The sequence below is a fragment of the bacterium genome, from assembly GCA_026708015.1.
Lineage (GTDB): Bacteria > Actinomycetota > Acidimicrobiia > Acidimicrobiales > Bin134 > Poriferisocius.
The window spans coordinates 1-13,375 of sequence record JAPOVT010000065.1 but is presented as its reverse complement, the minus strand read 5'-3'; the positions used below and the strand labels follow the sequence as shown (position 1 = coordinate 13,375).

Here is a 13,375-nt window from a genome sequence, read left to right as displayed (position 1 = left end):
TTTCCCAGCTCCCTCCGGTGCTGCCGCAGCATACCTCAGGTCGCTCTATTCGCCCCAGAGAGACTGTTGCCGCCCCTGAGCGTGAGGCGGTCCCGCTGCTCAGAGCGGGGTGTTGTCGTGGCGGCGGCGGGGGAGGGTCTCCCGCTTGGACTCCAGAATCTCCAGGGCGGCAGCCACCTCGGCCCGGGTGTCGGCCGGGTCGATCACGGCGTCGATGGATCCCCGCTCTGCGGCGATGTAGGGGTTGAGGTAGCGCTCTTCGTAGGCGGCTTCCAGCTCGGCCCGCTCCTCGGGGCTGGATCGACGGTGGACGATCTCCACCGCGCCCCGGGCCCCCATCACCGCCACCTCGGCTGAGGGCCAGGCCAGAGCGATGTCGTTGCCCATGTGGCGGGAGTCCATCACTATGTAGGCCCCGCCGTAGGACTTGCGCAGGGTCACGTTCACCCGGCCCACGGTGGCCCGGGCGTAGGCGAAGGCCAGCTGCGCCCCGTGGCGGATGATGCCCCGCCACTCCAAGTCCTTTCCCGGCTGGAAGCCCGAGGTGTCCACGAAGGTGACCAGCGGCAGGTTGAAGGCGTCGCAGAACGACACGAACCGGGCCCCCTTCTGGCTGCACGCGATATCGAGGGTTCCGGCCAGGCTCTGGGGCTGGTTGGCCAGCATCCCCACCGGGCGTCCGGCCACGGTGGTGAAGGCGCACACCAGGTTGGCGGCCCAATCGGCCTTGTACTCCAGCAGGTCGCCGTCGTCGGCCACCGCCCTCACCACATCCCGGATGTCGTAGCTGCCCAAGGGCGATTCGGGCAGAATGTCGCGCAGCTCGGGGGTGGGCTGGTCCACGGGGTCGTCCACCGGATACCGGGGAGGCAGTTCGTCGGCGTGGGCGGGGAGCAGGCTCAACAGCGCGCCCACCAGGTCGGAGGCGGCGTCCTTGTCCTCCACCAAGAAGGCGGCCACTCCGCTGCGCCGGGAAAGCTGGCCGGCGCCGCCCAGGGTCTGGTTGCTGATCACCTCGCCGGTGTACTGGCTCACCATGCGGGGGCCGGTCACGAAGGCGTAGCTGTCCTCGGTGGCGATGGCGATGTCGGCCAGCCCCAGCAACAGGGCTGGCCCTGACACGGCCGGGCCGGTGGCGCAGAAGATGGTGGGCACCTGTCCCGAGCAATTCACCACTGCTTTGGCAACCCGGCCCCATCCCATGGTGGCGGCGATGCCCGAGTCGATATCGGCCCCCGACGAGGCGATGAACCCCACCAGGGGGAGACGGCGCTGGAGGGCCTCCTGCGCGGCCCGCTCCAGGGTCTCGCTGTCGGCCGGGCTGAGCGCTCCCCGGTCGGCCTCGTTGTCCTCCACCTCGAAGACCACGCATTCCCGGCCGTCGTAGGAGTCCAGCCAGGCCCGGGCCGATCCCGGGGACCCGGCTCTCAGCGGGACCCGGTCGGGTCGGTTCCCGGTGGCGGCGATGGCGTCAGACATGGGTTCTCTCAGTTCCCGGTAGTGGCGATGGCGTCAGTCATAGGCGGTGCTGTCAGTCTCGCGCCGGGCTCAACTTGGGTACACCCCGGCTTGGTCGTAGCCGTGGGTGCCCACCACTTCGAAGATCACGTCGCGCACCGCTCGGGTGACGGCCGAAGGCGCCACCCGGCGGCTGACGATCAGGCCCACCGAGCGCCGTACCAGACCGGTGATGGGGATTCGCCGCCACGGGCCGTCGTCGGGGGCGGCGGTGGCGGGCAGAATGGCCGCGCCGAACCCGGTGAGCACCAAGGTGGCGATCATCCTCATGCCGTCGATCTCGGCCCGGGTGGTGAGCTCCACGCCCTGGTTCTTGAGTTCGGAGTCGATCTCGTCTCGAAAGGCAGTGCCCGGGGGAGGCAGCAGCAATTCGTGGCGGCTCAGCTCCGCGGGGGTAACCGAGGATTTGCGGGCCAGCGGATGGTCGGGCGGGGCTATGAGCAAACGGTCTTCGGCGAACAGCTCCTCAGCCCGGATCTCGGAGTCGCGCAGGGGCAGGTTGACCACCGCGCTGTGGAGATCTCCAGCGATCACCTGGGGGAGAAGGCTGGTGGTGGTGGCGGTCAGCACTTCTAGGCGGATGTTGGGGTACTGGGCCTCCAGGGCTGGCAGAACGATGGGGATCAGCCACCGGGCGGTGGAGTCGATGGTGCCCAACCGGGTGACCCCGGAGATGTCGTCGCGCATGGCGGCCATGTCGTGGGCGATGGCGTCGGTCTCGGCCCTGATGCGCCGGGCCCGGGCCACCACTGCCTCGCCCTCTTCAGTGAGGGTGCCGGCGTCGCGATCCACCAGGATGGCATCAAGTTCCTCCTCGAGCCGGGCGATGTGCTTGGACACGTTGGACTGCACGGTGTGCAGCGACCGGGCCGCCTTGGAGAACGTCTTGTGCTCGGCTATCGCCAACAGGGCGTCGAGCTGGCGGATGTCCACGGCTGCAAATCTACGGTCAGCAGGAGGAGCGGATGTCCACGGCTGCAAATCTACGGTCAGCAGGAGGAGCAGATGTCCACGGGACTAAGCGGCTGGCGTTGCCGGTCAGCCCGAGGTTCGCTGGCGGATCAGATTCAGCGCGCTGCCCGCTTGGAACCACTCGATCTGGTTGTGCGACAAGGTGTGCTCGGCGGTGATGTCCACGGTGGTCCCGTCGGGCTTGGCCACCTGCACCTGCACCGGCGCGCCGGGGGCCAGATCGGCCAGGCCGAGCACCGAGATGCGGTCGTCCTCGTCGATGCGGTCGTAGTGGTCGGGGTCGGCGAAGGTCAGGGCCAGCACGCCCTGCTTCTTGAGGTTGGTCTCGTGGATACGGGCGAACGACCGGGCGATCACCGCCGCGCATCCCCGGAAGCGAGGCTCCATGGCGGCGTGCTCTCGGGATGAGCCCTCGCCGATGTTGCGGTCGCCCACCACAACCCACCGCTGTTCCGCAGCGTGGTAGGCAGCGGCGACGTCGGGGAACGACCCGGTGCTGCCGTCGAGTTGGTTCTTGCCCTCGCCGACCGCCCCGGTGAAGGCGTTCACCGCACCCAGGTAGAGGTTGCCGGAGATGTTCTCCAAATGCCCCCGGTAGCGCAGCCACGGCCCGGCCATGGAGATGTGGTCGGTAGTACACTTGCCCTGGGCTTTGAGCAGCACCGGCAGGCCGCGGAAGTCCTCGCCGTCCCACGGGGAGAACGGCTCGAGCAGCTGGAGCCGCTCGGAGTCGGGCGACACCCGCACGTCCACACCGCTGCCGTCGTCGGGCGGGGCTGTGAATCCGCTGGCGCCAGGGTCGAAACCCTGGTCGGGAAGCTCGGTGCCCGGCCCCACCATGAGCGCCACCTCGGTGCCGTCGGGGGCGGTGATGGTGTCGTTGGCGGGGTCGAAGTCCAGCGTGCCGGCCAATGCCAGGGCCACCACCGTCTCCGGAGAGGTCACGAAGGCGTTGGTGGAGGCGTAGCCGTCGTTGCGCTTGGGGAAGTTGCGGTTGTAGCTGGTGACGATGCTGTTGGGGGTGCCCTCGGCCACGTCGTCGCGGTTCCACTGGCCGATGCACGGGCCGCAGGCGTTGGCCAAAACGGTGGCCCCGATGGACTCCAAGTCGGCCAATAGGCCGTCGCGCTCGATGGTGGCCCGCACCTGCTCGGAGCCGGGGGTGACCATGAGGGGCGACTTGGCGGTGAGTCCGTTGGCGGCGGCGTGGCGGGCGATGCTGGCCGCCCGGGTGATGTCCTCGTAGCTGGAGTTGGTACACGACCCCACCAGCGCCGCGCTCACCTCCAGCGGCCAACCGTTCAGCTTGGCCTCGGCCCCCAGTTCGGCCACCGGGCGGGCCCGGTCGGGGGTGTGGGGGCCGTTGATGTGCGGTCCCAGCTTGGACAGGTCGATCTCCACCACCCGGTCGAAGTAGCGGCCGGGCTCGGCCAGCACTTCGTCGTCGGCCCGCAGGTTGTGGGTGGCGGCATTGGCCGCGTCGGCCACGGCCTCCCGGCCGGTGGCCTTGAGATAGCGGGCGATGGCGTCGTCGTAGGCGAACAGCGAGGTGGTGGCGCCGATCTCGGCGCCCATGTTGCAGATGGTGGCCTTGCCGGTGGCCGACAGCGAATGGGCCCCCGGCCCGAAGTACTCCACGATGGCCCCGGTCCCACCGGCCACGGTCAGGATTTCGGCCACCTTCAAGATCACGTCCTTGGGGGCTGCCCAGCCGTCGAGCTCTCCGGTGAGGCAGACACCGATCAGCTTGGGCCAGCGCACGTTCCAGGGGAATCCGGTCATCACGTCCACCGCGTCGGCACCGCCCACGCCCACCGCCACCATGGCCAGGCCGCCGGCGTTGGGGGTGTGGCTGTCGGTGCCGATCATCATGCCGCCGGGGAAGGCGTACTGCTCCAGCACCACCTGGTGGATGATTCCCGAGCCCGGCTTCCAGAATCCGGCGCCGTAGCGGGCGCACACCGACTCCAGAAAGTTGTACACCTCCTCGTTGTTGTCGAGGGCGGCAGCCAGGTCGCGCTGCGCATCCACCCGGGCCGAGATGAGGTGGTCGCAGTGGGTGGTGGTGGGCACCTGCACCTCGTCGAGCCCGGCGGTCATGAACTGGAGCCAGGCCATCTGGGCGGTGGCATCCTGCATGGCCACCCGATCGGGCCGCAGATCCACGTAAGTGGCCCCCCGCTCCGGGGTGACGGCAGGGTCGTCGAGGTGGTTGGCCAGGATTTTCTCGGCCAGCGTGAGCTCTCGCCCGAAGCGCTCCCGGGCGGCGCCAACCCGCTCGTCCAGGGTTGAATACACGTTTTCGATCAGCTCTATAGGGGTGGAAGCGGCAACCGGCATACCCTCGATTCTACGGGCCTGCTGGCGAATTGGCCTTGTCGCGGAAGGGACGCTTCCCTGCACCAAATGGGCTAGGTGCAGTGCAGGATCCTGGATAGCATCGGTTTGACCCGGTGAGGCTGCACATGCAGAAGGGAGTTGACCATGAAAACGATGAGTGTTGACGATGGTCTGTACGGGGCCCTTGAAGCAGCAGCCGATCGCGATGGCAGGCCTATTCAGGAGCTGGTGACCGAAGCCATTGTCTCGTGGCTGGCAGATGCGACGATGGATGAGGCCGACCACGCGGCAATCGAAGCGGCTCGCCGTGAAGCAGCCGAACAAGGTGGGGTGGAGTTCGAGGCCTTCTTCGACGGGCTCCCACAGGCATAGGGCTGATTGTCAGCGTTGTATCGGGTTGAGCTGTCTCCTGCCGCCCAGCGTCAGGTGCGAAGACTCGCGCCGGAGGCTGCTCGACAGGTGCGTGATGTGCTTCGCAACCTGGTCGATGAACCTCGTCCGGCAAGAAGCGTGAAGTTGTCAGGGTTCGCTGCGGTGTGGCGCGTGAGGGCTGGCCAGCTTCGGATCATCTATGAAGTCCACGACGACGAGCGGCGGTTGATGGTGTTGCGAGTCGCAAGACGAGACGAACGCACATATCGAGGTTTGTGACAGGAACTAGCCCTAAGGGCTCTCTATTAGGGCCAGCGGCGGTGTTGGCGGCGGGAGCGGGGGGAGCGGTCGCCGAGGGCCCAGGCCCGGCGCCAGGGGGAGATATCAGGGCCGGTGAGGCCGGGGGTGGTGCCGGCGTGGGCTCGGCGGCGGGCCTGGTACCAGTCGGTGGCGCACTCGTCGGCCAGGGTGGCCACCGCCACCTCAATGCGGGCCGCAAACCGCCGGGCGTTGTCCTCCTCGGTGGGCGCCAGGGGGTCGCCGAAGGTGACGGTGGTGGCCGACACCTTGGGCACGTTTCGGCCCTTGGGCAGGATCCGGTCGGTGCCCTCCACGTGCACCGGCACCACCGGCACGCCGCAGCGCACCGCCAGATAGCCGGCGCCGCCCAGGAAGGGCTGGCCCCAGCCGTCGGGACTGCGGCCGCCCTCGGGGAAGATGAGCAGGCTCCAGCCGTCCTCGATGAGCGAAGCGGCCAGTCGGGCCGATCGCCGCCCCACTTTGGACCGCTCGACGGGGATGGCCCCGATTACCAGGGCCGACGCGGCCGACTTGACTGCCCCGGTGAAGAAGTAGTCGGCCGCGGCCCCTACCACCAGCCGGTTGCGCCACTTGGGTGGGATGGATGTGAACAGCAGCGGGGTGTCGATGTGGCTGTGGTGGTTGGCGGCGAAGATCACCGGGCCATCCAGTCGCTCGATCCGGTCGAGGCCCCGGCGCTGGGGCCGGGCCAGTGCGGCCATGGCCGGCTGCATCACTACTTCGGTGATGACCCGCCGGGCCGCTCGGGCTGCCGGTTTGCGGGCCCAGTCGGTGTCGTAGTCGGCCCCGCGATTCTTGAGTTCTGGCGCGGGCGGTACCCCCGCGGGCGGTCGGGCCGCCCGATAGGGGAAGTCCAGCTTCGAGATCACCCGCCTAGCTGACATCGGCCATCAGGATGGGGGGGTTGTGGAGGTGGGTGACGGTGGGCTGGCGGCCCACGGTGTCGCTGGCGATCTCAAGGGCGTCTTGGAGGGTGGATGCGGGGCGGAAGCCCATGCGCTGAACCGCCCGGGTGTCGCCGCCCACGATGATGACTTCGCCCAGGTGCTGAAGGGCGTGTGCCCCCCAGTACCACATGTAGAAGGGATGGACGCCGTGGTAGGCGTACGACGTGCGATAGAGGTGGATGTACCACTCGTCCTCGGCGAACTGGCGCTCGTAGCGGGCCTCGATTTCCACCGGGTCGGTGGTGTCGGCCAGCACCTGCTCGAAGAAGTCGATGTAGCTGGGGTGGTGTACCGGGTGGAATTCCCAGCGGGTGGGGTGGCCCATGATGACCACGCCTCCCTCCCGCACCAGCGGGCGGCCCCGATAGAGGTTGAAGAAGTAGCCCAGCCCCAGGCACATGACCAGGATGGGGTTCATCACCGAGTTCACGTTGTAGGGGCAGATGTAGGGCAGGCCCATGGTCAAGATGTCGGTCTGGCCCTCGACGGGCACCAAGTGCTGGGTGTATACGTTCTCGGTGGTCACCTTGTGGACCGCCTCCACCTCGCCGGCCTGCACCGAAGTCAGCTCATAGGGCGCCCGCCAAGACTGGAAGATCTGGCGGGCCATCTGGGGCGGGGCGTACTTCAGCCCGGTGGTCATGGCCACGAAGGCGGCCCGGTCTTTGGCCGTCCACTCCCACTCGCGCTTTTGGAGCATGGCCAGCGGGCCGTCCACCCCGAAGGTGTTGTTATTGACCGTGGTCTCGATCTGGAAGATCTTCACCCCGGCGTCGCGCAGCACCTTGCCCATGCGCCAGTTGGAGGCGTGCAGCTCGGAGCGGTGCTGGTCCATGAACGACTTGGACTCCTGCATCGTCTTGACGTTGTGGTGGTGGCGCAGTCCCTGGTAGCCGGCCAGGCCGGTGGCGGTGCTCTTGTGGCCGCCGTCCATGGCCACCAGGTTGATGTTCACGTACACCACCAGGTCGCTCTCCGCGGCCCGCTTGGAGAACTGCACCTCCTCGCCGTGGGGCGTGGTGCCCAGCACCACCATGCCGTCGGGGTCCTCGGCGTCGTGGTTGTAGAGGCAGCCCGAGGGGGCGAAGGCGTCATAGGTGCGGTCGCCCAGCGAGTAGCGCAGTTCGTCCTCGGTCATGCGCCGGTGCAGGGCCAGCGCGGCGATGATGTGAACGTCGTCCACCCCGGCCGCCGCGGCCATCTCCAGCACCTGCTCGATCACCATTTGGCGGATGTCGGGGCGGCGCATGGGGGGCAGCGGCAGGGAGATGTCGTCGAAGGCGATGGTGAGCTTCATGCCCGGGCGCAGCTGGGCGGGCAGCGGATCCTGGTCGATGGGGTTGAGCAGCGCCCGGCGGATGGCGCCCTCGGGGTCGGCCAGGCCCAGCAGGGGCTCGGCCGGATAGATCACCCGGCTGCGCCCGGCGGGGAGCTTCTCGGTGCGGAAGCCCTCGCCGTGGTGGAACAGGATCGGCGGGGTAGAGCGGTCTACCTCCAGCACCATGCCTGGGCGGGGGGTTGGCCGCACTCGGTCCTTCATGACATGTCCCTCTGGAGAGCCAGAACGCCGACGGAGTGCAACCGCGCCGAGCGCTTCATGACGCCTTCCGGCTTGCGATGGGCAGCAGCTTGCGGGGGCCGCCGGGGGCCTTGTCGAAGTATTCGATGAGCCAGCCTCGCTTGCGGGCCAGCATGGCCAGCTTGGGCTCGGGGTTTACCGCTACCGGGTAGCCCACCGCCTCCAGCAGGGCCAGGTCGCTGGCCGAGTCGGCGTAGGCCACCGACTCCGACATGAGCAGCCCCTCGGCGTTGGCGAAGTCGCGCAGCACTTCGGCCCGAGACTCGCTGGTGGGCGGCACCTCGGCGAGTTGCCCGGTGTATGTGCCGTGGGACTGGGCCAGTTCCGCGCACACGATGTGGTCGAACAGCGGGCGCAGCGGCTCCACGATGAAGTCGAGCGCGCCGGTGATCAGCACGGTGGTATGTCCCACGGCTCGATGCTGGCGCACCCGGCGGATGGCCGCGGGGTAGGACTGAGTCAAAATCAGGTCGCTGAACATCTTGCCGGAGTCCTCGGCCATCTGCTCTATCGGCGCCCCCTGGTAGCGGCGGTAGAAGTGGCGGAGGAAGTCGCTGCGGTCCCGGTGGTCCAGCGCCAGAAGCGACGGGGCCTCCAGCAATATCTTGGCCACCAGCCGGGCCCGTTCGTCCATCGGCAGCCGCCGGGTGGCCAGCCAGCCGTAGGCCATGACCACGTTGGCGGCGATGACGGTGTTCTCCAAGTCGAAAGCCGCAATGTGGCGGTCGGGGGAGAGCACCTGAGTTCGCTGGCGGCTCTTGCGGGACGGCCCCGACCGCCCCGACGGAGCGGTCTTGACCCGGCCCTGGGCCACCACGGTGGGCAGGTGGATGTCGATCACGTAGTGGGGCCAGTCGATGATCCGGGGGTCGAAGCAGTACATCTCTTTGTCGTCGTCGTCCAGGCTGTCCCATAACTCCAGCAGCCGGTTTACGCCGAACAGGGCTTCGCACTCGGTGTAGGCCCCGTAGAGCTCCACGTAGCCCAGCGCCCGCTCCACTTGATTTCGGCGCTGGTCGAGGTCGGCGGTGATCTCGGCTTGGCGGCCCCGGATGGGCAGCCGCCCCAGCACCCGCTCACCGGCGTTCAGGCCGGTCCGCATCCGTTTGAGATGGCGGACCACTCGGCCCCGGCCCGGATAGGTCCAGTTGGGCGGGGGGATGGGCTGGTCGCGGTCGTCGTAGATGGGGTTCTCGCTGAACCAGCCGTGGGCCAGATCCACCAGCTGGTTGAATCGAAACGGGTTGATCGCTCCCGACGCCACCTGGATGATCTGGCGGTCGGTGTCGTGGCCCCGGGCGGCCACCGCACAGATGGACGCGGCCACCAGATCCACCGGGATCACGTCCAGCACTCCCTGGGGGATGCCGGGGAAGTCGGTGAGCAGCCCCCGGCCGTAGCCGATGATGATGGGCTCGGCCATGCGGAAGCCCCGAATCCACCCGGGGAACGGTTCGGCATAGGCCGACTCGATGATCGACGGCCGCACGGTGGAGACTTCCAGGTCGCCCCTGATCTCGGTCACCGCGGTCTCGGCCAGTGCCTTGGTGAAGGCGTAGGCGTCGGGGAAGCCCAGCGAGGCGGCCCGCGACCGACCGGCCTCCACCATTTGGTCGTGGACCCAGCGGCTGCGGAGCTGCTCGGTCTTGGCGGCCAGCGCTGGGGTACCGGCCGCCCCCAGCTCATGGCGAGCCCGGCTGCGGAACTCCTCCAGTCGGGCGGGATCGCGGCTCTCGGTCTCGGTGGTGATGCGCCGGCGGCGGCTGGCCTCGGCCTCGTCCTGCCACGACACCGGCACGTACATGGGGCCGTCGGCCAGGGGCTCCTCAGGGGCGTTGCCCCGGCGGCTTCCGGCCACGTAGCAGGTGGACACCGCGATGAAGTGGGGGGACGCTCCCATCTCATTGAGCATCTGCACCAGTCGAACCGGCCCCATGAGGTTGACTTCCACCGCGGTGTCCAGCGGGTTGTCAAACGCCACCGCCGCGGCCGAGTGGATGACGATGTCGCAGCCGGCGATCAGCTCCTGGCCGGCATCGTCCAGCCCTAGGCCGTCGACGCCCACGTCACCGGCCACGCCGGCGATCTGCTGGGCACACAGCCGCTCGAACTCGTCGCTCCCGAGCTGATCGCGCAGTCGGTCGAAGACGTCGTTGCGGATGATCTCCCGCCGGATGCGCTCCTCAACCCCTCGGCGTCCGGGGCGTACCAACAGCACCAGCTCCACCTCAGGCACACAGCGCAGCAGCCGCTCTACGAGAGCGGTGCCCAGAAAACCGGTCGTGCCGGTGATCGCTAGCCGCTTGCCGGCCAGCGCATCAGAGATCACCGCAGTGTTCTACCAAATCCAGGGAGATTTCCCCAGCCCACTCACGCTTTCAGGGTCGGTGCGGTGGTGCCAGGGGCTTCTATCGACTCCTGGACGGTGGTCCCAGGCGCTGAGCGAGGGATGGCAGCCGCAGCGAACGGCGCAGTTGGGCTGGCTAGCCGCCTTTGATGGTACCGGCGGTGGGTTAGTCGTTGTCTTTGATGGTGATGGTGGCGGTGCCGCGGCTGATGGGGGTGCCGACAGCGTCGGTGAGGGTGACTTGGAAGGTCTCGTCTTGTTCGGGGTCGTGGTCGTCGAGGATGGGTATGTACAGGTAGTCGTACAGGAGCCTTGAGCCGGCGGTGAACCTCAGCGTCCGGCTGCTGCCGGTTGCGTAGCCCCGGTAGTCGGCGCCGTGTCGCGCGGTGCCGTCTCGGGTGGTCACGCGCACGGTTACGGTCTGGTCGGGGGTCTCGCTCAAGTACACCATGAACCTCACACTGCGCCCGCTCTCACTCACCTCCACATCGCGCACCGACAGGCTCGGCCCCGCAGGCGGCGGCGGGGGCGGCGGCGGGGGCGGGGGTGGCGGGGGTGGCGGGGGCGGCGGGGGGGGAGGGGGCGGGGGCGGCGGGTCGTCGTCGTCGGCGACGGCGGCTGTTGCTGTGCCGTGGGCTGTGGAGACGGTGTAGCCCTGCCCGCTGTTCAGCGTGACCGTGACTGTGCCGTCGGCTTCGTCTGTGCTGTCGCCGGTGGTGGCCACGGTGTAGGTCTTGCTGCCGCTGGTTGGGATGGTGACCGTCTTGGTGCCCGTGGACACGCCGTAGTCGCCGGTCTGGGCGACGGCCACGGTCACCGCCAGCGGACTGTTGGGCGCGGGGGTGGCGGTGACGGTGAACACCGCGTTGTGGCCCTCGGTGATCGCGCTGCCCGCCGTCACGCTGATCTCGGGATCGGGCGGAGGCGGCGGAGGCGGCGGAGGAGGCGGAGGAGGCGGAGGCGGCGGAGGCGGGGGCGGGTCGTCGTCGGTGTTTGGGGGGTCGGTGTCTTGGTCGGGCGGGGGGTTCTGTGTGGTGGTGGGCGCGGTGCGGCAGGTTTGGAGGCGGTCCAATTCCGTGTAGATGCTCTGCCATAACGGGTTGGGGCCGTTGCCCTGCCAGTTGGGGGTTTGGCGGTCGGGGCGGGCTTTGAGGTCGGCGACGGTGTAGGCGTCTTTGCCTTTCATGGTGTTGTGGGCGCGGGTGAAGGTGTCGACGAGGTCGGGGCGGGCGCCGTTCCACGGGTCGGCCGCTTTGGCCGCCACTGCTGCCAGCAGCGCCGTGTCGTCGGTCGCGCACACCGCAGAGCCGGTGTCGATGATGGCGAAGGTCAGGCTCTGGTCGACTGGCACTTCCACCGCGTCGCCTGAGCCGTCGAAGTAGGCGGCCCCGGTGACGGCGATGGTGAGCTGCTCGTTCTCGGTCACGCTGTCGGCGAGCGCGGTGAGCGCGAGCACGGCTCGGTCCGCGCCGGCTGAGAAGGCGATCAGGGAGCGGGCCGAGCTGAGCGGCTGGTTCTCGCTGACCGTCACGCCGGGGCTGGCGTCCTCGTCGAGGGTGAGGGTGTAGTCCTCGCCGGGCGTCGCCCCGGACGTCTGAAGCAGCGCCCGCACCTGCTCGTCGCCGGTCGGCGCCGTCGCGAGGCGCAGCGTGACCGTGGCGCTGTCGCCGCCCTCGACCAGCTGCGGCAAACCGCCCGGCGAACGCTGTGCTTGCGGCGGCGTGTTGGACCCTCCGCCGGAGCCGGAGGGGGGCGCGTTCGAGCCTTTGGCGTCGGAGGGGGGAGCGTCGGAGTCGTCGCTGCTGTGGGGGCCGCCGGGGCCGCCGCGGATCTGCGGCGCGCTGTCGCCGCCGCCGGCTTGCGGGGGGTCCGGCGGCGAGTTGTAGGCGACGGGGCGGCTGCCGGCGAGGTCGTGGCTCATCCACACGTAGCCGGGCGCTTTCGGCTGGGTCCACTGCGGCGCGTGCAGGTAGCCGGGCGACCCGCAGGCGGTGTTGACGCGGTCGCCCCCGGCATGGGGGTCCGCCGACATAAGGTGCACCCGCATCGCGTCCATGGCGACTGAGCTGTAGCCGCCGCCGGAGATGGTGTGGGTCACGTCGACGCACTCGTCGTTCACGAGCGGGGACACATACACCCTGAACCCCGGCCTGAAGACCCACCCGCCGCCGCTCTCGCGGACCAGATCCTCAGGATCCAACACGACCGTCAACTCGTTGTCGGTGAACGGCCCGTCCGCTCCGTAGACCTCATCGAGAGGATCGAGATCCAACGCGAACCCGACCCGGCCCGTCTCCGCGTTCGCGTTGTTGGCGTGATCAACCGCTTTGATCGTCAGCGTCACCGGACCCGTCGGCTGGAACCCCGGATGGAACCACACAAAATAGTCCAGCGCCGAGTACTGATTCTGGCCCGCGTTGTGCCGCAGATACAGATCCCGACTCCACCAGTAGTTGGTCTTGTTGAGCGACCCGTCTGTGTTGCGCGTTGACGGCTTCTTGTAGCGCGAGATCGTCCATGTGCCGTCGGCCAGATACCGCGCCTTGGGCAAATAATAGCCTTGGGGCAGCTCGTGCTTGAAATACGGGAACTCGTACACCTCCGGCTTCGGCACCGACGCGGCAATGTCGTCATCCGCGATCACCAGGCTCACCGTGTGGGGGTCCCCCCGCGAATACAGGGCCAGGTTCTCCGGCAGCGTCCAGGTCAGCGTCCCGTACGCGGCGTCGGCGTTGTTGTCGGTGACGCTGATGTCGAAGTCCACGCTGGTGGAGCCCTGCGGAATCGTCGCGCTCGACGGCGCCGCGCCCGCATACCCCGAACTGTAAGTCGAGCCCGAGGAGAGGTTGGCGATCACGATGCCGCCTGCGGGCGCGGCCTGGTCAGACGTGACGCGGATGCGGCGGGTGCCGCCCTCGGCGATGTGGCCGTGGCCGCCCACCACCGACACCGTCAAAGTGGGCAGCGCGCCGCCCTCGT

Annotated in this window: 8 protein-coding genes; 1 reads left to right on the top strand and 7 read right to left on the bottom strand. The window is 68.7% G+C overall.

Features of this window, described 5'->3' with window-relative positions; genetic code table 11:
* Positions 1-99: 99 nt before the first annotated feature.
* From OXG30_16555 to OXG30_16545, 3 genes are all read right to left on the bottom strand, one after another.
* Positions 100-1,479 carry a methylmalonyl-CoA carboxyltransferase gene (locus tag OXG30_16555; GenBank protein ID MCY4136504.1) on the bottom strand — a complete coding sequence of 460 codons (1,380 nt, stop codon included), beginning with the start codon at positions 1,477-1,479 and terminating at the stop codon, positions 100-102.
* 69 nt (positions 1,480-1,548) lie between these two features.
* Positions 1,549-2,451, bottom strand: a complete 903-nt coding sequence (locus OXG30_16550; GenBank protein ID MCY4136503.1) for a LysR family transcriptional regulator — start codon at positions 2,449-2,451, stop codon at positions 1,549-1,551.
* Between the two features lie 105 nt (positions 2,452-2,556).
* Positions 2,557-4,830: an aconitate hydratase gene (locus OXG30_16545; protein MCY4136502.1), complete on the bottom strand. Its 2,274-nt coding sequence runs from the start codon at positions 4,828-4,830 to the stop codon at positions 2,557-2,559.
* 153 nt (positions 4,831-4,983) lie between these two features.
* On the opposite strand from OXG30_16545, the gene OXG30_16540 reads away from it, so the two are divergent.
* Positions 4,984-5,202, top strand: coding sequence for a hypothetical protein (locus OXG30_16540; GenBank protein ID MCY4136501.1), 219 nt, complete (start codon positions 4,984-4,986; stop codon positions 5,200-5,202).
* A 305-nt stretch (positions 5,203-5,507) separates the two neighbouring features.
* Here the strand turns inward: OXG30_16540 and OXG30_16535 are convergent, their stop codons facing one another.
* The 4 genes from OXG30_16535 to OXG30_16520 all read right to left on the bottom strand — a co-directional run.
* Positions 5,508-6,407, bottom strand: a complete 900-nt coding sequence (locus OXG30_16535; GenBank protein ID MCY4136500.1) for a lysophospholipid acyltransferase family protein — start codon at positions 6,405-6,407, stop codon at positions 5,508-5,510.
* The gene (locus OXG30_16530; protein ID MCY4136499.1) at positions 6,397-8,010 is read right to left on the bottom strand and encodes a lactate racemase domain-containing protein; all 1,614 of its coding nucleotides are present in this window, start codon (positions 8,008-8,010) and stop codon (positions 6,397-6,399) included. Before OXG30_16530 ends, OXG30_16535 begins: the two co-directional genes overlap by 11 nt.
* 55 nt (positions 8,011-8,065) lie before the next feature.
* Positions 8,066-10,378: an HAD-IB family hydrolase gene (locus OXG30_16525; GenBank protein ID MCY4136498.1), complete on the bottom strand. Its 2,313-nt coding sequence runs from the start codon at positions 10,376-10,378 to the stop codon at positions 8,066-8,068.
* A gap of 184 nt (positions 10,379-10,562) precedes the next feature.
* Positions 10,563-13,375, bottom strand: a 2,813-nt coding sequence (locus OXG30_16520) for a hypothetical protein (protein ID MCY4136497.1), incomplete at its 5' end; no start/stop codon positions are given.